This window comes from Streptomyces sp. NPDC042638 (assembly GCF_040647235.1).
GTDB classification, from domain to species: Bacteria; Actinomycetota; Actinomycetes; order Streptomycetales; family Streptomycetaceae; genus Streptomyces; species Streptomyces rameus.
On record NZ_JBEZBT010000008.1, the window covers coordinates 132,420 to 154,088 of the forward strand.

The window sequence follows — 21,669 nt, forward strand, 5'->3', positions numbered from 1 at the left end:
CCGGGGTCCGGGCTCTCGGTCCGGCGTCCGGGCTAGTCGGGCTGGCGTGCGGGTTCGCCGGTCCGGGGTCCGGGCCCGCTGGTCGGGCTCCCGGGCCCGCCGGTCCGGCTCCCGGGCTCACCGGCCCGGCCTCCGGGCTCGTCGGTCCGGCTCCCTGGCTCACTGGCCCCGCTCCCGGGTCACTGGCCCCGCTCCCGGGCTCACCGGCCCGGCACCCTGGCTCACCGGCCCGGCACCCTGGCTCACCGGGCCCGCTCCCGGGCTCACCGGGCCCGCTCCCGGGCTCACCGGGCCCGCTCCCGGGCTCACCGGGCCCGCTCCCGGGCTCACCGGCCCCGCTCCCGGGCTCACCGGTTCGGCGGCCGGGGTCAGCTGTGGTGGATGTACAGACGGAGTCCGGCGTCCAGATCGTGCTTGTCCTGGGCGAGCCGCTCCTCCTCCACGGTCGCCCGGGTGAATCCGGCGCGCGTCGCCACCCTCTGGGAGGGCACGTTGTCGTGCTCGACGGTCAGCAGGACCACGTCGACGTCCTCCCGGGCCAGCGCCCACCCCGTCAGCGCGCGCAGCGCCTCGGTCGCGTAGCCGTTGCCACGGGCGCCCACGGCGAGGTCGTAGCCGATCTCCACCCGCCCCTCCTCGTCCGGGGCACCGTGGAAGCCGATACCGCCGACCGCCCGGCCGTCCTCGGGCCGGACGAGGGCGAAGACACCGAACTCCGGCCGGTGCACGCCGGCCTCGTACGCCTTCATCAGGTGGGAGCAGGCTTCCCTCGTGCCCTCGTACGGGCCGCCCTCGATCCAGTCGAAGCCGCCCGTGCCGCCCAGGCGCAGATCGTCGGCGGCGGCCGGGCGGATGCCGGTGAGGGTGACGCGCTCGGCGGGGACGACCAGGTTGTTGCGCCAGCGCCACTCGGTGACCGGGGCGCGGCCGGGCAGCTCGCCGCGGCCGGTCGCCCACAGCAGGGTCGGCCAGGGCGCGGGGCCGGGCTGGACGTGCGGGAAGATCCAGGTCAGGACGGACTCGGCCAGGTCGGCGGACGGCTCGTAGGCGAGGCCGAGCCCCTGGGCCATGTCGTGGGTGTGCAGCAGGACTTCGGCGACACCCATGGCGGCGAAGCCGGCCCGGTCGGCGCTGCGGAAGGGGTAGGGGTGGAAGGCGCGGACGCCGGGCGGGGCGGTGCGGACGGCCGCGGCGAGCAGCGCGCCGGTCGCCTCGACCACCTGCAGCAGGCCGGTGTTGTCGGTGCCGTCGCCCAGGGTCAGCTCGAAGGGGAAGTAGCCGTCCTGGGCCCGCCCCGCCAGGTTGGCCGCGTAGGCGACGAGATCGTCGGCGACATGGACCGCCGTGTCATGGCAGTTCCACTCCAGCCCGCCGGCCCTCACCGCCGTCCAGTCCTGGTCCACCGCCGGCCGCAGGGCCGCCACACAGCCCGCGACCGCCTCTTCCACCTGATCCCCGCCCATGGCACGCATGGGTCGCACCCTAGGCGGGCCGGACCCCTCAGGTCGACAGCATTTCCAGCTCTCCGGTGAGGTTGTAGCGGGCCGTCGCCTCCCATTCCTCCTGCCCGTAGGGGGTCCGGAACAGCCGGGGCAGACCGAGGAGTTGACGCAGGACCGCGGCCCGCCCGGCGCGGAAGGCGTCGTTCGGCACGAAGTGGTACTCCTCGCGGACCTCGGCGGTGTAGGCGGCGTACGCGGACGGGGGCGCCGCCAGGATCGCGAGGTCGGCGTCGCACAGCACCTGGCCGTCGCGGTCGTCGTCGGCCGGGTCGTGGGTGACGGTGAGCCGGACCAGCCGGGCCACCTCGGCCGTGGTGGCGTCCGGTACGCCGGCCTCCGGCAGGGCGCGCTCGGCCAGCCGTGCGGACCGCTCCTCGTTCTCGGAGCGTTCGGGCAGGTAGACGGCGTCGTGGAACCAGGCGGCCAGGCGGACCGCGTCCGGGTCGGCCGCGTAGGTCTCCAGGACGTCGATGTGGTCGAGTACGGCGGTGAGGTGGGCCACCGTGTGATAGCGGCGCTGCGGCTCCTGCCAGCGGACGAGCAGGGCGTCGGCGTACGGGGCGGGGTCGGGGCCGCCACCGGGGGCGCGGACTGCCTCCAGGGCGCGGGCGAAGCGGAGACGCAGGGCGTCGAGGTCGGCCATGGCTCCCATTGTTCCGCGCCGGCCGGCGACCGGCCCGCACCGGGCGGTTGCCGTCGGTGTCCCGCGTGACGGCCGCCCGCGGGCGCCTCTAGCGTGAACCGCATGACGGAGATACCGGAAGCGCGCGATCCCGAACTCCCCGGCCGGCTGCTGGCGGTGGAACGCGACGCCCTCGTACCGCTGCTGCGTTCCCGCCCCGACACCGACTTCACACTGCCGACGGCCGGGTGCCCCGGGTGGACGGTGCGGGAGGTGCTGGCGCACTGTTCCGCCGCGCTGATGCGGGTGGTGGAGGGCCGGCTCGGGAAGGGGGTGTTCTCGCCGGAGTCCAACGACCGGGACGTGGCCGACCGGGCCGGCTGGACGAACGCGCGGGTGGTGGACGAACTGGAGCGCGGGATGACCGAGGCCGGGCCGGTGATCGCCCGCGGGGACGGGGGCCTGGACGTGATCGCGCTGGGGGAGTGGGTGCACGCCGGGGACGTGCGGGAGGCGTGGGGCGTGCCGGGGGCCTACGCGGGGGACGGGCTGCCGGACGCGCTGGCCCTGCTGGCGCGGTTCACCCGGGTCAGGGAGCACGTACCGCTGCACGCCGACCTCGATGACGTGGACGAGCCGCTGCGGCTCGGGGCGGTGGCCGCGAGCGGTCCGCCCGCCCGGTACCTCGGCGACGCCGCCACGCTGATCCGCCTGTACGCGGGGCGGCCGGTGACGGCTGGGTCCTATGAGCTGGCCGGGGCCCGTGAGGCGGAGTTGAACGTCTTCGGGTGAAGGACGGCTCCGTGGCGCCCGGGGACCGGCGTACTCTTAAATTGGACTAGACCTGTAGTCGCCCGATGAACGCCGATGAATGGGGTGCCATGAGCAAGCGTGCAGTCCTGGAGGTGATCGCCCTCGACGTCGAGGACGCGGTCGCCGCCCAGGCCGGAGGCGCGGACCGGCTGGAGCTGGTCACCGAGATGGCGGCCGACGGGCTCACCCCCTCGCCCGCCACCGTCGCCGCGATCCGTGCCGCCGTCGACATCGACCTGCGCGTGATGCTCCGCCTCGCGGACGGGTTCGCGGCCGGCGACGTGGACCGGCTGGTCGGCGTGGCCGGTGAGCTGCGGCAGGCCGGCGCCGACCAGTTCGTGCTCGGCTTCCTCGCCGCGGACGGCGGTGTCGACCTGGCCGCCGTGGAGCGGGTCGTCGGCGCTCTCGGCGGCTGCCGCTGGACCTTCCACCGGGCGATCGACCGGGCCGCCGACCGGGACGCCCTGCGCAAGCAGCTCGCCGACCTGCCCGGCCTGGACACCTACCTCACCGCCGGCTCCGCGGCGGGCGTGGACGACGGCCTGCCCACCCTGCTCGCCGAGGCGGCACACGACGGCGAACCCGGGTACGAGCAGCAGATCCTGGTCGGCGGCGGACTGCGCCTCGCCCATGTGCCCCGGCTCCGGGACGGCCGGATCGAGGCGTTCCACATCGGCGGTGCGGCCCGCCCCGACGGCTGGCGGGGCCCCGTCTCGGCGCACGCGGTCGCGCAGTGGCGTACGGCGCTGGACGGGGAAGCCTGCTAGGGCCTGTCTGGCCCTAGGGCCTCTCGTCGGGATCATGCCGGGCGTCGCGCGGCAGGCGGCCCCAGGGGCCCGACGGGTGGATCGGGCCGGGCTGGCCGGCCCGGCCCGATCCGAGGAGGAGACCTCGGTTCCTCAGCGGGCGCCCTGGTCGGCGAGCTGCGCGGGCAGCGGCGCCGAGTGCGTCACGATCAGGCCGGACACCGCACGGGTCAGCGCCACGTACAGACGCCGCAGCCCGGTGCGCTCGTCCGGCTCGCCGTCCACCACCGCCCGCGGCTCGTCCAGGACCACGTAGTCGTACTCCAGGCCCTTGGCGAGCGAGGCCGGGACGAGGGTCAGCCGGGTCTCGCGGGTGGTCTCCTCGCCGGGTCCGAGGAAGGAGATGCCGGCTGCCGCCAGCGCCTCGGCGAGGTCCGCGACCCGGGCGTCGGCGGCGATCAGACCGGTCGAGCCCTCGTTGCGGAGCAACTCCGCGCAAGCGGCGACGACTTCGGCCGTCCCCGTGACCGTGCGCACCTCGAAGAACCCCGGGTTCTCCCGGACGGAGGCGACCGGGGCGAGGCCGGGCGCGATGTGCGGCAGCAGCCGGGAGGCGTACGCGATGACGTCCGTCGGCACGCGGAAACCGGCCGTCAGCTCCTCGACCGCCCCCTCCGGCTTGCCGAGATGACCCAGCGCCTCCGCCCAGCTGCGGGTCGCCCACGGAGTCGTGCCCTGTGCGAGATCGCCCAGGACGGTCGCGCTGCCGGTGGTGCAGCGGCGGCCGACGGCCCGGTACTGCATCGGGGACAGGTCCTGGGCCTCGTCCAGCACGACATGGCCGAGCGAGGGGGTGCGCTGGATCAGGTCGGCCGCCTCGTCGATCAGCACCGCGTCCGCCGCCGACCACCTCGCCGACTTCACGCCGCGCACCGGCTTGGCCCACAGGATCGTCTTCCGCTCGTCCTCGTCCAGGATCCCGGCGGCGTGCTCGGCGAGGAACTCCGGCTCACCCAGCAGCCGCAGCACCAGCTTCGCGGGGTCCACGGCAGGCCAGACCGCCTTCACGGCCGCCTTCACCGCGCTGCTGCGGGCGACCGCGTCCTGCACCCGGTCGTCCGGGGCCTCCCCGGCCCGCTCCATCTGCACCAGCACGGCGTGCGCGATGCGCTGCGGCAGGGCCTCGCGGGCCGCGCCGTAGCGGATGTCCCGGGCCAGCAACTCGCGGACGGTCTCCTCGACTTCGTACGCCGGCACCCGCCAGCGGCGCGAGCCGCGCACCACCACGACCGGCTCGGCAGGCATGGTCACGTGCGCGTACAGGGCGCGCCTGAGGACCTCGGCCATCCGGGCGTCGCCCTTGACGAGCGCGGCGGCGGCGTCGTCCGTGCCGCGCACCTCGACCCGGGCGACGAGGTCGTCCACCGTCGCCTGCCGGACGGCCAGTTCGCCGAGCGCCGGCAGCACCTGCTCGATGTAGTGCAGGAAGGACCGGTTGGGCCCGATGACCAGGGTGCCGGTACGGGCGAGCCGGTCCCGGTGGGCGTAGAGCAGGTACGCGACCCGGTGCAGTCCGACGGCGGTCTTCCCGGTGCCGGGGCCGCCCTGCACGCAGACCGTGCCGGACAGACCGGAGCGGACGATCTCGTCCTGCTCGGGCTGGATGGTGGCCACGATGTCCCGCATCGGGCCGACGCGCGGCCGTTCGATCTCCTGCTGGAGCAGCTTGCCGGCAGTGGCCGCCTCCAGGGGATCGGCCGGGTCGGAGAGGTGCTCGTCCTCGTACGCCGTCAGGTCGCCACCGGTGTAGCCGAAGCGCCGGCGCAGCGCGACGTCCATGGGGTCCTTCCTGGACGCCCGGTAGAACGGCTGGGAGACCGGGGCGCGCCAGTCGATGACCATGGGGTCGCCGCTTGCGTCGTGCACATGCCGCCGCCCGATGTAGAACTGCTCGCCCCCGGCGCCCTCGGCCCGCTCCGCCCCCGGCGCGTGCAGGTAGTCGAGCCGGCCGAAGAACAGCGGGGTGCCGCTGAGGTCGGCCAGCGCCTTGACGCGCTCGTCGATCTGCCGGGCGAGCACTTCGGCGTTGACCCAGTTCGCGGTGACGTCGCTGATGTCGAGGGCCTCCACGTCCTCGCGCATGGCGCGCAGGGCGGAGCGGGACGCGGCGAGGTGGGAGCGCTCTCGGGAGAGGGGGTCGGCCGACTGGTCGGCCGGCCGGGCTGCGGGCGGTTCGTGGGCGGGCGCGGACAAGGGGGTGCCTCCGGTGGGCCTGCTGTGTGGCTACGACGACAGTGCCGTCCGGTTTCCGGCCGGGCGGCGGCGCTCCGAGGGGAGGCGGGCAAGAGCGAGGATTCTAGTGAGACGGCGGGACGCGCGCCAACGCATTTCCGCCCGGGTGTCCCCTAGGGGTGAGGTCCGTCCGGCGTAGGGGCGCGGGTCCACCCGGAGATCTACTCGAAAGCCCGCAGAACTGGACCCGGAGACCGATGCGCGTCTTATGCCCGAAGTTCCACCATGGAGGCATGAGCGCAGCGACCATCACTCCAGCTTCCGGCCGGCCGCCGACCGGCGCCACGGCCATGGACGGCCCGCACCATCACCCGCTGGGCAACGCCCTGCGCGCCGTGAAGGTGTTCGTCGAGGCGGCGTTCAGCGTCGTCATCCTCGGCGAGTACGGCGAGGAAGCGGGCATACGCCGCATATGACGGCATAGGGTCGGGTCCGTGCGGAAACGGACGGCCCTGCCCCTTCTCGCCCTCTCCCTCGCCTCCTTCGTCACGCTGTGCGCCCTGCGCGGCGCACCCATGGCCGACCTCCTCGTCTACCGGGCCGAGGGCGCGGCCGTGGCCCACGGCAGAGATCTCTACGGCTTCACCGTCACCCGGTGGCGGCTTCCCGCGACCTACCCGCCCTTCGCGGCGATCCTCTTCGTCCCGGCGACCTGGCTGCCCGTTCCGGCCCTCAAAGCGGCGTTCCTGGCGGGCAACGCGCTTCTGCTCGCCGCTTTCGTCGCCCTCTCCGCACGCCTGGCCTCCCGTCGGCTGCCCCTGCCCCTGCTCTGCACGGCCACCGCGGGCGCGCTCTGGCTGGAGCCGGTCTTCCAGACGCTCCTGTTCGGCCAGATCAACCTGACAGTCGGCTGCCTGGCCCTGTGGGACCTGACCCGGCCGCCGGGTGCCCGCGCCAAGGGCCTCGCCCTCGGCATCACGGCGGGCATCAAGCTCACCCCGGCCGTGTTCGTCATCTACCTGATCCTGCGCGGCCGGATACGGGAGGCGGCCACGGCGACGGCGGCCTTCGGTGCGACGGTCGCGCTGGGTGCCGCCCTGTTGCCCTCCGCGAGCGCCGACTTCTGGACCCGGCGCCTGTACGAGACCGGCCGGGTGGGCAAGGCGTGGATCGTGGACAACCAGTCCCTGCGGGGGCTGGTCGCCCGCACCCTGGGCGACCCCGCGCCGGGCCTCACCTGGGCGCTCCCGGCGGCAGCGGTCGCGGTGGCGGGCCTGGCGCTGGCGGCCCGCGCCCGCCGGGACAGCCACGGCATCCTGCTGACCGCGTTCACGGCCCTGCTGATCTGTCCGATCAGCTGGACCCACCACTGGGTGTGGTGCGTGCCGCTGCTCGCCGTACTGCTCGCGGAGGGGCGCGCCCGTACGGCCGCGCTCGTGGCCCTCGTCTTCACCGCCCGCACGATGTGGCTGGTGCCGCACGAGGGCGCCCTGGACCTGGGCCTGCCGTGGTGGCAGCAGCCGTTGGCGTCCGCTTACCCTCTCCTGGCCTTCGGGCTGCCCCTCGCGTACGACAGCGTGGCCGGCCGTCGCCCGGTCGTCTCGATGGAGCGGACGGGAAAACCGGCCCCGGCCTCCAGCCCGAGGTGAGGGAGCCCGCCGTGATCCGAACGCGAGGCCCTAGCCCTCGGCGAGGATCTCGTCGGCGTCCATGATGCGGTAGGCGTAGCCCTGCTCGGCCAGGAAGCGCTGCCGGTGGGCGGCGAAGTCCTGGTCGATGGTGTCGCGGGCGACGACCGAGTAGAAGTGGGCCTGGTGGCCGTCGGCCTTGGGGCGCAGCACCCGCCCGAGCCGCTGGGCCTCCTCCTGCCGGGAGCCGAAGGTGCCGGACACCTGGATGGCGACCGTGGCCTCGGGCAGGTCGATGGAGAAGTTGGCGACCTTCGACACCACCAGCACGCTGATCTCCCCCTCCCGGAACGCGTCGAAGAGCTTCTCGCGCTGGGCGTTGGAGGTCTCGCCCTTGATGACGGGGGCGTTCAGGTGCTCGCCCAGCTCGTCCAGCTGGTCGATGTACTGGCCGATGACGAGGATCTGCTGCCCGGCGAAGCGGCGGACGATCGCCTCCGTGACCTTCCGCTTGGTCGCGGTGGTGGCACAGAAGCGGTACTTCTCCTCCGTCTCGGCCGTCGCGTACGCCAGCCGCTCGGACTCGGTCAGGTTCACCCGGACTTCGACGCAGTCGGCCGGCGCGATGTAGCCCTGCGCCTCGATCTCCTTCCAGGGCGCGTCGAACCGCTTGGGCCCGATGAGGGAGAACACGTCCGACTCACGGCCGTCCTCCCGCACCAGGGTGGCGGTGAGCCCCAGCCGGCGGCGCGCCTGGAGGTCGGCGGTGAACTTGAAGACCGGCGCGGGCAGCAGGTGCACCTCGTCGTAGACGATCAGCCCCCAGTCCCGGGAGTCGAACAGCTCCAGGTGCGGGTAGACGCCCTTCCGCCTGGTCGTCAGCACCTGGTACGTGGCGATGGTGACCGGCCGGATCTCCTTCTTCGTGCCGCTGTACTCGCCGATCTCGTCCTCGGTCAGCGAGGTCCGCTTCACCAGTTCGTGCTTCCACTGCCGGGCGGAGACGGTGTTGGTGACGAGGATCAGCGTGGTCGACTGCGCCTGGGCCATGGATCCCGCGCCGACCAGCGTCTTCCCGGCGCCGCAGGGCAGCACGACGACACCGCTGCCGCCGTGCCAGAAGTTCTCCACGGCCTGCCGCTGGTAGGGGCGCAGCGCCCAGCCGTCCTCCAGCAGCTCGATCGGGTGCGCCTCACCGTCGACGTACCCGGCGAGGTCCTCGGCCGGCCAGCCCAGCTTCAGCAGCGTCTGCTTGATCTGCCCGCGCTCGGAGGGGTGCACCGCGACGGTGTCCGGGTCGATGCGGGCGCCGACCAGCGGGGCGACCCGCTTGGACTTCAGCACCTCCTCCAGCACCGGCCGGTCGGTGGTGGTGAGGACGAGTCCGTGCGTGGGGTGCTTGCTGAGGGTGAGGCGGCCGTAGCGGTCCATCGTCTCGGCGATGTCCACGAGCAGGGCGTGCGGCACGGGGTAGCGGCTGTACTGCACGAGGGCGTCGACGACCTGCTCGGCGTCGTGCCCGGCGGCCCGCGCGTTCCACAGGCCGAGCGGGGTGACCCGGTAGGTGTGGATGTGCTCGGGCGCCCGCTCCAGCTCGGCGAAGGGCGCGATGGCACGTCGGCAGTCGTCGGCCCGCTCGTGGTCGACTTCCAGGAGCAGGGTCTTGTCGGACTGGACGATTAGGCAGGACACGCATACCTCCACGGATAGGATTTCCAGCGTGACAGACACCGCACCTGCCACGGCTCGGGCCATGCCCCGTGCCCGGCGCCGAAAAGGGCGTTCCGGCCAGCGCGCCGGGGATGCGCGCCGCTGTCTATGTTCGCCTATCGCGTGAAACGGACGAGACGACTTCTCCCGAGCGCCAGAGAGCGGCTTGCGAGGCGCTGTGTGAGGCACGCGGCTGGGACGTCATAGTCGTCGAGGAAGACATCGATGTCTCCGGCTTCTCGCGGGGCCTCGACCGGCCGGGTCTGCAACGCATCCTGACCCGGCTCGCAGAGCTGGACGTGATCGTGTTCTTCAAGATCGACCGGCTTGCGCGCTCCACGGTCGACTTCGCGGAGATCATGAGACTCGCCGAGCACCAGAGCGTTGCGCTCGCGTCCGCGACGGAGCCGCTCGACCTCACGTCGTCCATGGGCCGGGCCATGGCGAAGGTGATCGCGGTCTTCGCCGAGCTGGAGTCCGACACCATCGGCATGCGGGTGTCCAGCGCGCACGAGCACCTGCGCCGCGAGGGCCGCTACACCGGCGGTCGGGTCCCGTACGGGTACATGGTCGTCCCCAACCCCAACGGGGCGGGCAAGGTCCTCGCGGTCAACGAGGGCGAGGCCAAGACGATCAAGCGGATCGTGGAACGGGTCCTGGCCAAGGACTCGCTCATGCAGATCATCAACGACCTCAACAAGGAGGGCGTCCCGTCGCCCGGCCACACCTCACGCCAGACCACGGGCAAGCGCAGCGACTCCAAACAGTGGTACACGACCACGCTGCGCAGCATGCTGGGCAACCCCCAGTTGCTCGGCCAGGTCATCGAGGACGGAAAGCCGATCCTGCGGACGGACGGCCTGCCGCTGGTCAACCGGCCGCCGATCCTCGACACGGACACCTGGCAGATGCTCCAGGACGAGTTGGAGCGCCGGGCCAACCCAGGTGAGAAGCGCCGGGAGGGGACGTCGCTGCTGCGCGGCATCATGCACTGCGGAGTCTGCGGCGAGCGCATGTACACCTTCAGCGGGCGCAACGGTCAGCTTCGGTACCGGTGCATCGGCCCCCTGAAGTACCGCCAGCGGGCGGCCAAGGGGGACGAGAAGCCGGGCGAGAAGTGCTACGGGCCGACCGTGGCGGGGGTGACCACCGAGGAGCATGTCGCCGAGCAGTTCCTAGCGAAGTACGGGCACCTTCCCGTGCTGCGGATGGTCCAGCAGGCGGGTGAGGACTTCCGCCCGCAGATCAGGCAGGCCGAGGAAGCGTTGGCCGACCTGCAAAAGGACCGCTATGACCGGGGCCTGTTCAGGGGTGACGACGGAGCGATCCGGTACGCGGAGCAGTACGCCAAGCTGGAGGAGCGTCTGGCGTCCCTGAAGGAGAGGCAGCGAACGGCGAAGCCGGGCGGCGTGAAGGCGGAGCCGACCGGCGAGACGCACGCCGAGCAGTGGAAGCGCTCGGACGTGGCCGGTAAGCGAGACCTGTTGTTGAACGCGGGCGGCTACGTGGAGGTGGCACCCGCGCGGCGGGGCGGGAAGAAGCTGGACACCTCACGCCTGTCGGTGTACTTCGGCGAGGAGGGGCACATGCGACGGGCGGCAGCGGCCAAGAAGAGCGAACAGGAGACCGAGGCGGCTGACAGCCAGGTCTGACGCCGACGTCACCGGACACACGCAGCGGCGCCCTCACCGGACGGACGAGGTGGGGGCGTCGCTGTCTGTGTTCAGGTCAGGCGGCGTGCTGATCGGGGGCGTGCCAAGGTCCGATGACCTTGATAGAAGGGCGGCAATACGACAGCGCCGCACCATCGCGGGTTGTGAACTCAACTTTCTCTGCAGCCAGTTCGCAGAGAGCGTCTCCGTCCGTCTCGGACAGTGCCGTCCTCAGCGTGGGGACGGACTCTGCCAGGTCCCATGAGGCGGAACTGAGGCGGAAGCCGCCGAGGGCGTGTGCGTCGGCGAGGCGGAACGAGAGGCGAGTACTCGGCTGGGGTTCATAGCGGGGTGCGGCTGTCAGCAGGCCGGCCTTGATGGATTCGGGGCCGGAGATGACGACCCGCATGGAGGTTGATCGGGGCAGCACCTCGAAGTGGTCGGCTTCGTGGTTGTCGTGGGACGGCGATCGCCTGCCGAAGAGCTGCCCGATGACCCTGGCGACTTCCGCAGTCCCGGTGGAGACACGCCAGGAGCCTTGGCCGCAGTGGAAGCGGCCGACGAACGTCGTCTTGCGGTTGATCATGAGAAATCCCCCTCCTGCTTGAGGAGTTGCGTATGGGCTATGTCGTGGCGGACCTGGGCTGCGAGGAACTCCTCACCGGGGCGATAGCCGCTGCTGAGGTAGGTCCAGGAGGAGGCGGTGACGAGGGTGGTCTCGTCGGTGGTGGGGAGGCCGGCCCGGGCGCGGACGGCTTCGGCCTGGGCGAGACGCCAGGCACGGCGAACGTCACGGAGTGCGCCGAGGGTCGTCGAGTAGGCGCGGGACTTGGTGGAGAAGTGGCCGCGGAAGCCGAGCATGTGGGCCCACTTCCAGAGCTTGAGGTGGGCGAGCTCCGGCAGGTGGCCGAGGGCCCAGGCGGTGCGGATCATCTGCCGTACGTGCTGCTGTACGGGCAGGGCCTTGATGGGTTCGGCCTGTCCGGTGCCGTCGCAGTCGGCGCACACGTCGTGGAAGCGGTCAGGGCCGCGTACGTAGCCGCGCCCGTGGCAGGGGCGGCACATCAGGGTGCGGTCTACGGTGCCGGTGCCTTCGGCGTTCTTGGTGGCGTACTTGGCGACGTATCCGGCGACCTTGGCGTCTGTGTACTCGGCAACGCGGGCGTCGGTGAGTTCGCCGTCGCCCAGGGCGGTGATGGGGTCGACCTTGTACCGGCCGCCCCTTGGTAACGGCGAGCGCGATTTGCCGTGCGTCTTTCCACAGCTCCAACCCTGGCCCGATTTGCCTGTGGATAAAGTTCGCCGACTGTCGGAGCAAATAGGCAGCAATGCTCCTATGGCGGCCATGGGCCGCCGCCGCTCCTTGTCTGGGATGCCGAACGAGAGGCTACGTGCTGCCATGGCCGCTGGCGGCTGGACGTACGCCGCCCTTGCGAACAAGGTCGAGGTCGATCCCAAGTCCGTTGAAAGATGGGTCAACTTGGGGCGTACGCCGCGCCGTGCCACAGCCATGCTGGCAGCGGAAATACTAGGAGAAGACGTGCACGCTCTATGGCCCGCGCTCCGGCAGGCACGCCCTGCCCGCGCCGTCAGTCCGGAACTTGTGGCCCTCTACGACCAGCGGGCGGACCTCCCCGTATCCACCTTCGTGGACATGCTGACCCAGGCCCGCGAGCACATCGACGTGTTGGTGTACGCCGCCGTTTTCCTGCACGAGGCGTACCCGCGGCTGAATGACCTGTTGCGCGAGCGAGCTGCCGACGGTTGCGCGATCCGTATCGCGATCGGCGACCCGGACAGTCCGAATGTCCAACAGCGCGGCGCTGAAGAGAGGTTCGGGCACGGGATCGAGTCCCGCTGCCGACTTGCCCTCATGCACTACCGCCCCCTTGCCGGGGTATCCGGCATCGAGGTGCGGACCCACGCCACCACGCTCTACAACTCGATCTATCGTGCGGATGACCAGGCGCTGGTCAACGCCCATGTCTGGGGCGTGAACGCCTACGGTGCCCCTGTGTGGCACCTGCGCCGAAGTGGGTCAGGCGGCATGTTCGATACGTACGCTGACAGCTTCGCTGCGGTGTGGGCGACCGCGACGCCAGTCCAAGAAAGGTGACCATGGCACGAACCGAGTACTACGACGATCCAGACGCTCCCAAGCCCAACAGTCTGGTCGTTGCGGCGTCCGCGGTGGTCACTGACGACGAAGGACGCATTCTCCTGCAGCGCCGGCGAGACAACGATCTCTGGGCTCTGCCCGGCGGCGGCATGGAGATGACCGACTCGCTACCGGGAACCGCCATCCGGGAGGTGAAGGAGGAAACGGGCCTGGACGTGGAGATCACCGGGCTCGTCGGGACGTACACCGACCCGCGCCACGTCATCGCCTATACGGACGGTGAGGTGCGCCGACAGTTCAATGTCTGTTTCACCGCCCGAGTAGTCGGCGGGCAACTCGCGATCTCCGACGAATCCACGGAACTGCGATTCGTCCCGACGGAGGAGCTGGGCGAGCTGCCCATGCACCACACCCAGCGGCTACGGCTTCAGCACTTTCTGGAACACCGTGAGCAGCCGTACCTCGGCTGACGCGTACGCCCCGATGTCAGCAGCGCTGACGGCAAGGCGGCGCTCGCCGACCCTGGGCTTGCCCGCCGACGATCACACCAGGAGAGGGCAGAAGTCGCACCTTGCCGTCCGTTACGCCGCCGTTGGAATACCGAGTTCGGCGAGCAGACCGCGCACGCGCTGCTCGATCTCGTCCCGGATGGGCCGAACGGCGTCGACACTCTGCCCGGCGGGATCGTCCAACTGCCAGTCCAAATACCGCTTGCCGGGAAAGACCGGGCAGGCGTCCCCGCAGCCCATCGTGATCACCACGTCCGAGGACTGAACCGCTTCGGTGGTGAGGACCTTGGGTGTTGCAGCGGAGATGTCGATGCCGACCTCAGCCATGGCGTTGACCACGGCGGGGTTGACCGCGTCGGCGGGGGCGGAGCCGGCCGAGCGGACCTCGATCTGGTCACCGCCCAGGTGATTCAAAAAGGCGGCGCCCATCTGGGAGCGGCCGGCGTTGTGAACGCAGACGAACAGGACCGAGGGGCGTGGGGCGGGGGTGCTCATGGCAGGCGTCTTTCCGGGAGAGCGGAGTGGGTCAGGAGGAGGCGAGTTCGGGTTCGCCATGTGGGACGACGACCTTGTCCCCGGCGGGGGCGGGACGGCCGTACACAGCGATGACGGCAGTCAGCCCGAGCAAGGCTCCAGCCAGTTGGGCAGCGATGAACGGGGCGACGGAGGCAGGGGCGATTCCGGCGAAGGTGTCGGTGAAGGCCCGGCCGATGGTCACTGCCGGGTTCGCGAAGGAGGTCGAGGAGGTGAACCAGTAGGCGGCCCCGATGTACGAGGCCACGGCCACCGGTGCGAGGGAGGCATTGCCGATGCGTTCGAGGCCGAAGATCAGCAGGATCAGCCCGGCCGTGGCGACCACCTCACCCAGCCACAGGTGAGAGGCGGACCGGTCGTGCGTGGACCACTGGACCAGCGGCTTGGCGAACATCGCGTCGGCCAGGATCGCCCCGCCAACGGCCCCGGCGATCTGTGCGGGCACGTACGCGGCCACGTCTCGCAGGGCGAGGCCGTCGGGCTTGCGGCGGCCGGTGAACCAGGCGGCGAGTGTGACGGCCGGGTTGAAGTGCGCGCCGGAGACCGGCCCGAGCAGGGCGATCAGCACGCCCAGGCCGAAGACGGTGGCGAGGGAGTTGGCGAGCAGCTGCACGCCCACGTCGTGCGACAACTCGGTGGCCTGGATCCCGGAGCCGACGACGACCGCGACCAGCAGCCCGGTCCCGATGGCTTCGGCGGCGACACGGCGGCCCAGGGACGCGGTCACGCGGTCGCTCCGGCGGTCTGCGGCGCGGTCAGGAATGCGGCGAGCCGGTCCAGGACACCGGGCAGCACCCAGTAGTACACCCAGGTCCCGCGCCGCTCGCAGTCGATGAGGCTGGCCTGCCGGAGCAGCTTGAGGTGGTGGGAGATCGTCGGCTGGGACAGCTCGAAGGCCGGGGTCAGCTCGCACACGCAGACCTCGCCGCCCTCGCCACGGGAGGCGATCATCGACAGCAGCCGGAGCCGGACGGGGTCGCCCAGGGCCTTGAACACCTTCGCCAGCTCGGCCGCCTGGTCCTCATCCAGCGGTGAGGACAGCCCCGCGCAACACGCGGCGTCCTGCCCGATCACCTCAAGCTCTTGTTTCGACATGCCTCTATGTTGACGTTTTTCGATTCAAGGCGCAAGGTTGAATCAACGAACGTCAATACAGGCCGTTCCGGGGCACCGCCATGCCCCGTCACCTGGGAGTGAGTCATGAGCGAGCAGTCCACTGAACTGCGTGAAACCGTCCGCCAGCGCTATGCCGCGGCGGCCGTGAAGGTGACCGAGGGGGGCGCCGCATGTTGCGGGCCCGAACCGGTCGAGATCGACGAGAACTTCGGCTCGACCCTGTACGCCGCCGACGAGCGCGATGCCCTCCCCGCTGAGGCCGTCGCCGCCTCCCTCGGCTGTGGCAACCCGACCGCCGTCGCAGAACTGCGTGAGGGCGAGCGCGTCCTCGACCTGGGGTCGGGCGGTGGCATCGACGTCCTGCTCTCGGCCCGACGAGTCGGCTCCACCGGCAAGGCGTACGGGGTGGACATGACCGACGAGATGCTGGCCCTAGCCCTTGCCAACGCCGAGAAGGCCGGCTCGACGAACGTCGAGTTCCTGAAGGGCACCATCGAGGCGATCCCGCTGCCCGCGAACACCATCGACGTGGTGATCTCGAACTGTGTGATCAACCTGTCCGTCGACAAGCCCGCCGTGTTCGCCGAGACCTTCCGCGTCCTCAAGCCCGGCGGCCGGATCGGAGTCTCCGACGTCGTCGCCGACGACACTCTCACGCCCGGACAGCGAGCCGAGCGCGGCGACTACGTCGGCTGCATCGCTGGCGCACTGTCCTTCTCCGAATACCGCCAGGGGCTGGAGGCCGCAGGCTTCACAGACGTCGAGATCACTCCCACCCACCCGGTTGCCGACGGCATGCACTCCGCCATCGTCCGCGCGGTCAAGCCTGCCAGCACGGCCGAGGCGGACGCCTCTTCCGCAACCGCGGCCTGCTGCGGCGTAAGTGCCTGTTGCACCCCCGATGAGCAGGCCGCCGATCCGTCGACAACGGTCGCCGAGGCCAAGGCCGCGAGCGGCTGTGGCTGCCAGAACTGACGGCAACGACAGCACGCGCAGCCGACCGTAGCCACTCCACAGCTCGGATCTATCCGCTAGTATGCGCATCGCGCCTGATCGTATGGACGATCAGTGGACCATTCACGCGCGGCACACCCTTTCCACAACGGCCAAACGTCCAGTGTGCCTCATCGGGCGGACATGCTCCGAGGGGTTCACCGGGCGGCCGTCTCAGTCGTCCGCCAGTTCCGCGACCCCGGTGATCCGGTGCAGCGGGTACGTCCGCACCTCGTCCGCCGTGTGGTCGTACGCCGTCACGAAGCCGCCCTCGACCCGCACCGGGGCGATGACCCGCTGACTGGCGGCGCCCTCGGCGTTGACATAGCCGATCCACACGGAGTCGCCGGTCAGGACGGCGGCCTGCATGGTGGCCAGGGTCTCCGCGGAGGAGGTCCGGGGCAGCTCACCGCCCGCGAGCGGCTCGCCGACGGGCTTGCGTGGCGTGGTGGCGGCCAGGTCACCGGCCCGGATCGCGCGGATCGCCGCCCCGAGCAGCGTGGCGTCGGGCGGCGGCGGCCCGTCCGGCACGGGCTCGGGCGCGGTGCGCGGCGGGGTGCGGTGGGCGTGGGCACGGGTGATCAGGACATCGCCCTCCGCGGACTCGGCGGCGGGCGCGTACCCCATCGCGCGCAGTCCCTCCAGCAGTGCCGCCGGATCGGCCGGGGTGGCCAGCACGGTCGGGGCCAGCCGGCGCAGGCGCAGGGCGGCGGCCCGCTTGTCGGCGAGGATCTCGTTCAGCACGGCGTCGTCGTCACAGCGCACGTACGCCGAGGCGGCGCCGACCCGCAGATGGCCGTGTCTGCGGGCCACGTCGTCGATCAAGTAGGCGAGCGGCTGCGGGACCGGGGTGCGGGAGTGCTCCGTGAGGAAGGCGTGCAGGTCGGTGGCGGTCCGCCCGGCGTCCAGGGCACGCCGCACGGACGCGGGCGTGAACCGGTACACGGTCGCGCCGCCCTTGGACTCCACGTCCGCCAGCACGTCCAGCGTCTCCGCGAGCGGGCGCCGCAGCGGGCCCGGGGCGACCGCCGTCAGGTCGGCCTGGAGCAGGACGTGATCCAGCGGCTCGGGCAGCAGCGGGGCGAGCAGCCGGGCCGCCGCGGCGGTGGCGACGGCCTGCTCGGCGGCGGACAGTGGCGCGAGCCGGTCGGGCGGGCGGTGATGGTGCACCGGCAGCTTGTCACCGGGCCCGGCGGGCACGGGGGAGCCGGCGCCGGCCGGGGACGTGCCGGGGGGCGGCGCGCCGGTCCCGGCCGTGCCGGTCCCGGTCGTGCCGGGCGTCGCGGAGTCGGGCCCGGCAGCGGGGGCCGGTGCGCCGAGCAGTGCGCGTCCTTGTGCCGCCAGCGCCCCCCGCCCGGTCACGCCCAGCAGTTCCGCCTCCGACAGGGTCCAGCGGGCCAGCCGGGAGCGCAGGTCGTCCTCGCCGTCCCGCCGGACCCCGCGCAGCGGCCGTTCCCAGCCGAGCCGGGCCAGCACCGACCCGGCGTCCGGGGCCGCGCCCTGCGGCAGTCCGGCCAGCAGGGACAGCACCCGGTGCCGTACCTCGGGCGCGGCGGACCGGTCGAGCCCCGGCCCGAGCGCCGACAGGGCCCGGTCCTTCGCGTCCCGGCCGCCGACCAGTCCCGGCGTACGGGTGGCCGTCAGCCAGGCCTGGGCGAGCCGGGCCCAGCGCTCGGCCGGGGGCTGCTCCAGCCACTCGTCGTAGGCGGGGGTCGCCGCGTACCGCTCGTCGACCTCACCGTCGGAGGCGATCAGGCCGGCCGCGTAGGCCAGTTCCGTCCAGAACGCGGCGACCGGCTCGGACACGTCCAGTGCCACGGCGGTCCGCTTCAGGTCGCGCACGCTCAGGCCGCCCGCCCGCAGGACGGCCGGGCCGCCCTCGTCCCAGTCCTTCAGCAGCTCCTCCACGGTGGCCAGCGCGGTGTACGCCTGCCCCGCCGCGGTGGCGTCCACCACCTGCGGGCTGTGGGCAGCGGCCGGCACCACGGCGGGCGGCAGCGGCTCGGGCGTGCGGTGGGCACGGCCCTCGCGCAGATGCAGGGCGACCTCGCGGGGCAGCACCACCGTGCCGGGGGCGGTGGGCAGCAGCAGGCCGCGGTCCAGCAGCCAGCGCAGATGCGCCGCCGGCTCGGCGGTGACCTGCCCGTACGGCGGCCCCCACACGAGCCGGGACAGCACCTCGCGGGCGGGTTCCGGGGCCCCGGCGAGCAGCTTCGCCATCTTCTTCCGGTGCGTGAACAACCCGGCCAGCGCGGTCACCGCGGACACCGAGTCGTGCGTCGACGCCAGCCCGGCGGTCGTCACGATCTCCTGGATCCGTCCCGGCGACATGCCCGAGGTGGCCTCCTGGACGGTCGGCCCGAGCCCGGTCGGGGACGGATGCTGCGGTGAGGGCGCGAGCAGCTCGCGGGCGGTCCGCACCAGCCGCAGCCGGTCGTCACCGCCCCACACCAGCGCCTGCTCGCGCAGGGTGGCGACGGCCCGCGGCAGTGCGCCGGCCACCGCCTCGTCGCCGGCGTCCCCGGCCATCAGCCCGAGCAGGGTGTCGTAGGGCGCCGGGTCCGGGGCCACGGCCAGGGCCTCCGCGGTCTGCAGCGCGAACCGGTCCAGCCGTTCCAGCGCGCGCAGGACGGAGGCGCGTGTGCCGGCGCGTGTGGCGAGCTGGGTGAGATCGGTGGGGACGGGAGTGATGAGGTCCGGGCGGCTGCGCAGCAGCGCGGCGAGGGAGGCGTCGTCCCGCGCGCGGAGCGCCTCCGCGAGGGACCGAGGGGCTGAGTGGGCCTCGGGGCTCATCCGGCCAACGTTAGCGGACATCCCGGCCGGACCGGAGAGGTCGGCCGCGCACGGCCCGCCCGGCGCCCGGCCGCCCCGAGGGCCGGTCACCCCGCCCCGGGCGATCGGCGGGAAGCGGTACCGTCCTCACCGGGGTTTCAGTCGGCGCACCCCGGAGGGGTTCCGTGGGGATCGAGAGCGATCAGGTCGTCTACGAGTATCTGAGCCGCGTCGGGGACGTCGCCCAGCAGCGTCAGCTGCCGTCGGCGACGCGGATGCGGCTCGTGTCGGAGCTGCGCAACGAGATCGACCGGTGCCGGGCGAGGACGACGGTGGACTCGCCCGCCGCCGTCCGCCGCATCCTGGACGGCCTCGGCACCCCGGACGAGGTGGTCGCGGCGGCCGGCGGCACCGGCGGTGGTCCCCCGCAGCCGCCCCCCGCCGCCGTACCGGCACAGCCCTCCTCCGGGGCAGGGGCGCCGGAACCGGCGGAGCGGTCCCGGCCGAGGGGGCTGCGCCGGGGCGTACCGCGCCAGCGCCCGGCCGAGCCGGCGCAGCCGGTACGGCCCGGCGCCCCGGCCCCGCCGCATCTCGCCCCCGCGCACGAACTCGGGGACGGCACGGCCACGCCCGACTGGTGGCGGGTGAGCACCGGGGGGCTCCTGGCGGACACCGACCCGGTACCGGGATTCGTCGGCGGTGTGGAGATCCCCGAACTGCTCCGGCGGCCCCCCGCGGGGGCCGCCGCGGAGAAGGCCGAGAAGGCGGCGGAGGAGGGGAAGGCGGCTGCCGTCGAGGCCGCGGCCGGCCCCGCCGGGACCGCGCCCGAACCCCTGCCGCGCCGCCGCTTCCTCCCCGGGCGCCCCACACGATGGTCCAACCCCCTGCTCCTGCTGGCCGCCGCCGCCCTCGTCGCCGGGACCGTGCTCGGCAACTGGTTCGCGCTGCTCCTCGGCTGGGCGATCGCCTACGGATCGCGGCGGCTGACGGCCGCGGAGACCCGGTGGGCGGTGGCGGTGCTGCCGGGCACGGCGGTGGCGGCCGGACTCGTGTGGCTGTGGGGGCGCAACGACGGCCGCTGGGGGGAGCCGGTCGCCCGGGGCCACATGACCGACGCCGTCGGCGAGACCTGGCCCTGGGTGGTGCGGGGCGCCGCGCTGGCCTCGGCCCTGTATCTCGTGTGGCGTTCCCAGCGGAAGGGCTGACCGGCCGGGGGGGCGACGACGGCCGGCTGCCCGTCGTCGCCCCCCGGCCCTCCTCCGGCCGCCGGGCCGACGGTACCCGGCACAATGTCCCCCATGGCCTCCACCCTGACCGTCGGCTTCGACCTCGACATGACCCTCATCGACTCACGCCCGGGCATCCGTGCCTGTTACCTGGCCCTGGCGGAGCGGACGGGGACGTTCATCGACGCCGATCTGGCGGTGACCCGGCTCGGGCCGCCGCTCGTGGAGGAGCTGATCCAGTGGTTCCCCGCCGAGCAGGTCCCGGCGATGGCCGCCCTCTACCGGGAGATGTACCCGTCGATGGCCATCGCCGCGACGCCCGCCATGGACGGCGCCCGGGAGGCGGTCGACGCGGTGCGCGCGGCCGGCGGGCGGACGATGGTGGTGACGGCGAAGTACGAGCCGAACGCCAAGCTGCACCTGGCCCACCTCGGCATCGAGCCGGACGTGGTCGTCGGCGACCTGTGGGCCGAGCAGAAGGCGGCGGCGCTGCGCGAGCACGGCGCCGGCGTGTACGTCGGCGATCACGTGGGAGACGTGCGCGGGGCTCGTGCGGCAGGTGCGTTTTCGGTCGCCGTGGCGACCGGCCCGTGCCCGGCCGACGAGCTGAGCGCCGCCGGTGCGGACGTCGTCCTGAGCGGTCTTTCCGCCTTCCCGGCGTGGCTCTCCGGCTACCGCGGGGCGCCCGGGGCCGCGCCCCGCGCCTGACGCCGGCCGGCGGTGACCGACCGCAGGACACCGGCGCCGGCGACCAGGAATCCGACGGCCATGAGCATGCTCAGACCGAACATGTAGGTCGGAAAAGGCTTCGCTCCGAAGAACAGCGGGGCCACCGTGACGAGGGTGGCCACCGCCCCGAGGAAGAAGACGACGGCACCGGCGCGGATCAGCCGGTCACCGGGCTCGGCGGAATTCGGTTGGGTTTTGTCACGCACCCCACCAGGGTAGTTCCCAGCGCGAGAGAACAACCGGGCGACGTCTTGTCACCCGCCCCAAGACCATTAGCCTTGGTAGCGCTTGGTATCGGCGGGTCGTGGTCGACCCGCTCCAGTGCTATCAAGAGCCGTTTCCGATGTAGTTTTCCAACGAGTACGAGGACGAGGACAGACGTGCCTACCGGCAAGGTCAAGTGGTTCAACAGCGAGAAGGGCTTCGGCTTTCTCTCCCGCGACGACGGCGGTGACGTCTTCGTCCATTCCTCGGTTCTCCCCGCCGGAGTCGATGTGCTCAAGCCGGGTCAGCGCGTGGAGTTCGGTGTCGTCGCCGGTCAGCGTGGTGACCAGGCGCTGTCGGTGATCGTGCTCGACCCGACGCCGTCGGTCGCCGCCGCCCAGCGCAAGAAGCCGGACGAGCTGGCATCGATCGTGCAGGATTTGACGACCCTTCTCGAGAACATCACGCCGATGCTGGAGAAGGGCCGTTACCCGGAGAAGGCTTCGGGCAAGAAGATCGCCGGTCTGCTCCGCGCGGTCGCCGACCAACTGGACGTCTGACC

At 72.3% G+C, this 21,669-nt stretch carries 21 protein-coding genes and 1 pseudogene; 11 read left to right on the top strand and 11 right to left on the bottom strand.

Translation table 11 applies throughout. From position 1 onward, the window contains the following. Positions 1-368: 368 nt before the first annotated feature. Positions 369-1,463 (bottom strand): GNAT family N-acetyltransferase, encoded by a 1,095-nt coding sequence (locus tag AB0B40_RS09975; protein ID WP_362263673.1) that lies wholly within the window; start codon positions 1,461-1,463, stop codon positions 369-371. Between the two features lie 37 nt (positions 1,464-1,500). Continuing rightward, entirely contained in the window at positions 1,501-2,145 is a 645-nt protein-coding gene (locus AB0B40_RS09980) for a hypothetical protein (RefSeq protein ID WP_362263654.1), read from the bottom strand. A 102-nt stretch (positions 2,146-2,247) separates the two neighbouring features. Here AB0B40_RS09980 and AB0B40_RS09985 point away from each other — a divergent pair, with 102 nt between their 5' ends. Together AB0B40_RS09985 and AB0B40_RS09990 are read left to right on the top strand one after the other, a co-directional pair. Then, positions 2,248-2,916: a maleylpyruvate isomerase family mycothiol-dependent enzyme gene (locus tag AB0B40_RS09985; RefSeq protein WP_362263655.1), complete on the top strand. Its 669-nt coding sequence runs from the start codon at positions 2,248-2,250 to the stop codon at positions 2,914-2,916. Positions 2,917-3,005: 89 nt separating this feature from the next. Further along, complete coding sequence (locus AB0B40_RS09990) at positions 3,006-3,704, top strand: copper homeostasis protein CutC (protein ID WP_345051332.1); 699 nt, start codon at positions 3,006-3,008, stop codon at positions 3,702-3,704. Positions 3,705-3,836: 132 nt separating this feature from the next. Here AB0B40_RS09990 and AB0B40_RS09995 read toward each other — a convergent pair whose 3' ends face one another. Then, positions 3,837-5,825, bottom strand: a complete 1,989-nt coding sequence (locus AB0B40_RS09995; protein ID WP_345051473.1) for an ATP-binding domain-containing protein — start codon at positions 5,823-5,825, stop codon at positions 3,837-3,839. A 383-nt stretch (positions 5,826-6,208) separates the two neighbouring features. Here AB0B40_RS09995 and AB0B40_RS10000 point away from each other — a divergent pair, with 383 nt between their 5' ends. After that, positions 6,209-6,391: a hypothetical protein gene (locus AB0B40_RS10000; protein WP_345051331.1), complete on the top strand. Its 183-nt coding sequence runs from the start codon at positions 6,209-6,211 to the stop codon at positions 6,389-6,391. A gap of 99 nt (positions 6,392-6,490) precedes the next feature. Further along, the gene (locus tag AB0B40_RS10005; RefSeq protein ID WP_362263674.1) at positions 6,491-7,564 is read left to right on the top strand and encodes a glycosyltransferase 87 family protein; all 1,074 of its coding nucleotides are present in this window, start codon (positions 6,491-6,493) and stop codon (positions 7,562-7,564) included. 30 nt (positions 7,565-7,594) lie between these two features. Here AB0B40_RS10005 and AB0B40_RS10010 read toward each other — a convergent pair whose 3' ends face one another. Next, complete coding sequence (locus tag AB0B40_RS10010) at positions 7,595-9,235, bottom strand: DNA repair helicase XPB (protein WP_345051329.1); 1,641 nt, start codon at positions 9,233-9,235, stop codon at positions 7,595-7,597. Positions 9,236-9,345: 110 nt separating this feature from the next. Between AB0B40_RS10010 and AB0B40_RS10015 the strand changes: the two genes are divergently transcribed. Then, entirely contained in the window at positions 9,346-10,905 is a 1,560-nt protein-coding gene (locus AB0B40_RS10015) for a recombinase family protein (RefSeq protein ID WP_345051327.1), read from the top strand. 76 nt (positions 10,906-10,981) lie between these two features. On the opposite strand, the gene AB0B40_RS10020 is transcribed toward AB0B40_RS10015, so the two are convergent. Together AB0B40_RS10020 and AB0B40_RS10025 are read right to left on the bottom strand one after the other, a co-directional pair. Then, positions 10,982-11,491: a hypothetical protein gene (locus AB0B40_RS10020; protein ID WP_362263656.1), complete on the bottom strand. Its 510-nt coding sequence runs from the start codon at positions 11,489-11,491 to the stop codon at positions 10,982-10,984. After that, positions 11,488-12,120: pseudogene (locus tag AB0B40_RS10025) on the bottom strand (replication initiator); the annotation flags it as partial. The pseudogene AB0B40_RS10025 and the gene AB0B40_RS10020, both read right to left, overlap by 4 nt. A gap of 157 nt (positions 12,121-12,277) precedes the next feature. Between AB0B40_RS10025 and AB0B40_RS10030 the strand changes: the two are divergent. Together AB0B40_RS10030 and AB0B40_RS10035 are read left to right on the top strand one after the other, a co-directional pair. Further along, the gene (locus AB0B40_RS10030; RefSeq protein WP_345051468.1) at positions 12,278-13,021 is read left to right on the top strand and encodes an XRE family transcriptional regulator; all 744 of its coding nucleotides are present in this window, start codon (positions 12,278-12,280) and stop codon (positions 13,019-13,021) included. 2 nt (positions 13,022-13,023) lie between these two features. Further along, on the top strand, positions 13,024-13,494 hold the full coding sequence (locus AB0B40_RS10035) for an NUDIX domain-containing protein (protein WP_345051322.1): 471 nt from the start codon (positions 13,024-13,026) through the stop codon (positions 13,492-13,494). Between the two features lie 111 nt (positions 13,495-13,605). Here the strand turns inward: AB0B40_RS10035 and AB0B40_RS10040 are convergent, their stop codons facing one another. From AB0B40_RS10040 to AB0B40_RS10050, 3 genes are read right to left on the bottom strand one after another with little or no spacing between them, the layout of a single operon-like run. Further along, positions 13,606-14,028, bottom strand: a complete 423-nt coding sequence (locus AB0B40_RS10040) for an arsenate reductase ArsC (RefSeq protein WP_345051320.1) — start codon at positions 14,026-14,028, stop codon at positions 13,606-13,608. A gap of 31 nt (positions 14,029-14,059) precedes the next feature. Then, positions 14,060-14,794 carry an MIP/aquaporin family protein gene (locus AB0B40_RS10045; RefSeq protein ID WP_345051319.1) on the bottom strand — a complete coding sequence of 245 codons (735 nt, stop codon included), beginning with the start codon at positions 14,792-14,794 and terminating at the stop codon, positions 14,060-14,062. After that, positions 14,791-15,162, bottom strand: coding sequence for a metalloregulator ArsR/SmtB family transcription factor (locus AB0B40_RS10050; RefSeq protein WP_362263657.1), 372 nt, complete (start codon positions 15,160-15,162; stop codon positions 14,791-14,793). Before AB0B40_RS10050 ends, AB0B40_RS10045 begins: the two co-directional genes overlap by 4 nt. Positions 15,163-15,267: 105 nt before the next feature. On the opposite strand from AB0B40_RS10050, the gene arsM reads away from it, so the two are divergent. Next, positions 15,268-16,158 carry an arsenite methyltransferase gene (gene arsM / locus AB0B40_RS10055; RefSeq protein WP_345051316.1) on the top strand — a complete coding sequence of 297 codons (891 nt, stop codon included), beginning with the start codon at positions 15,268-15,270 and terminating at the stop codon, positions 16,156-16,158. Between the two features lie 192 nt (positions 16,159-16,350). On the opposite strand, the gene AB0B40_RS10060 is transcribed toward arsM, so the two are convergent. After that, entirely contained in the window at positions 16,351-18,969 is a 2,619-nt protein-coding gene (locus AB0B40_RS10060) for a helicase-associated domain-containing protein (protein ID WP_362263658.1), read from the bottom strand. Positions 18,970-19,133: 164 nt separating this feature from the next. On the opposite strand from AB0B40_RS10060, the gene AB0B40_RS10065 reads away from it, so the two are divergent. Continuing rightward, on the top strand, positions 19,134-20,153 hold the full coding sequence (locus tag AB0B40_RS10065; protein ID WP_362263659.1) for a hypothetical protein: 1,020 nt from the start codon (positions 19,134-19,136) through the stop codon (positions 20,151-20,153). An 84-nt stretch (positions 20,154-20,237) separates the two neighbouring features. Beyond that, positions 20,238-20,882: an HAD family hydrolase gene (locus AB0B40_RS10070; RefSeq protein WP_362263660.1), complete on the top strand. Its 645-nt coding sequence runs from the start codon at positions 20,238-20,240 to the stop codon at positions 20,880-20,882. On the opposite strand, the gene AB0B40_RS10075 is transcribed toward AB0B40_RS10070, so the two are convergent. Then, a complete protein-coding gene (locus AB0B40_RS10075; protein WP_345051305.1) occupies positions 20,846-21,109 on the bottom strand; it encodes a hypothetical protein in 264 nt (87 codons plus the stop codon). The genes AB0B40_RS10070 and AB0B40_RS10075 overlap by 37 nt on opposite strands. Before the next feature lie 174 nt (positions 21,110-21,283). On the opposite strand from AB0B40_RS10075, the gene AB0B40_RS10080 reads away from it, so the two are divergent. Next, positions 21,284-21,667, top strand: a complete 384-nt coding sequence (locus tag AB0B40_RS10080; protein ID WP_345051304.1) for a cold-shock protein — start codon at positions 21,284-21,286, stop codon at positions 21,665-21,667. Positions 21,668-21,669: the final 2 nt, after the last annotated feature.

Bases quoted from the DNA above. Each gene is read 5' to 3' on its own strand.
- AB0B40_RS09990 (WP_345051332.1), top strand. From the start codon at position 3,006: ATGAGCAAGCGTGCAGTCCTGGAGGTGATCGCCCTCGACGTCGAGGAC.
- AB0B40_RS10015 (WP_345051327.1), top strand. From the start codon at position 9,346: ATGCGCGCCGCTGTCTATGTTCGCCTATCGCGTGAAACGGACGAGACG.
- AB0B40_RS10000 (WP_345051331.1), top strand. From the start codon at position 6,209: ATGAGCGCAGCGACCATCACTCCAGCTTCCGGCCGGCCGCCGACCGGC.
- arsM (WP_345051316.1), top strand. From the start codon at position 15,268: ATGAGCGAGCAGTCCACTGAACTGCGTGAAACCGTCCGCCAGCGCTAT.
- AB0B40_RS10070 (WP_362263660.1), top strand. From the start codon at position 20,238: ATGTCCCCCATGGCCTCCACCCTGACCGTCGGCTTCGACCTCGACATG.
- AB0B40_RS10060 (WP_362263658.1), bottom strand. From the start codon at position 18,969: ATGAGCCCCGAGGCCCACTCAGCCCCTCGGTCCCTCGCGGAGGCGCTC.
- AB0B40_RS10030 (WP_345051468.1), top strand. From the start codon at position 12,278: ATGCCGAACGAGAGGCTACGTGCTGCCATGGCCGCTGGCGGCTGGACG.
- AB0B40_RS09995 (WP_345051473.1), bottom strand. From the start codon at position 5,825: ATGCGCGAGGACGTGGAGGCCCTCGACATCAGCGACGTCACCGCGAAC.
- AB0B40_RS10050 (WP_362263657.1), bottom strand. From the start codon at position 15,162: ATGTCGAAACAAGAGCTTGAGGTGATCGGGCAGGACGCCGCGTGTTGC.
- AB0B40_RS10020 (WP_362263656.1), bottom strand. From the start codon at position 11,491: ATGATCAACCGCAAGACGACGTTCGTCGGCCGCTTCCACTGCGGCCAA.
- AB0B40_RS09975 (WP_362263673.1), bottom strand. From the start codon at position 1,463: ATGGGCGGGGATCAGGTGGAAGAGGCGGTCGCGGGCTGTGTGGCGGCC.
- AB0B40_RS10005 (WP_362263674.1), top strand. From the start codon at position 6,491: ATGGCCGACCTCCTCGTCTACCGGGCCGAGGGCGCGGCCGTGGCCCAC.
- AB0B40_RS09980 (WP_362263654.1), bottom strand. From the start codon at position 2,145: ATGGCCGACCTCGACGCCCTGCGTCTCCGCTTCGCCCGCGCCCTGGAG.
- AB0B40_RS09985 (WP_362263655.1), top strand. From the start codon at position 2,248: ATGACGGAGATACCGGAAGCGCGCGATCCCGAACTCCCCGGCCGGCTG.
- AB0B40_RS10040 (WP_345051320.1), bottom strand. From the start codon at position 14,028: ATGAGCACCCCCGCCCCACGCCCCTCGGTCCTGTTCGTCTGCGTTCAC.
- AB0B40_RS10035 (WP_345051322.1), top strand. From the start codon at position 13,024: ATGGCACGAACCGAGTACTACGACGATCCAGACGCTCCCAAGCCCAAC.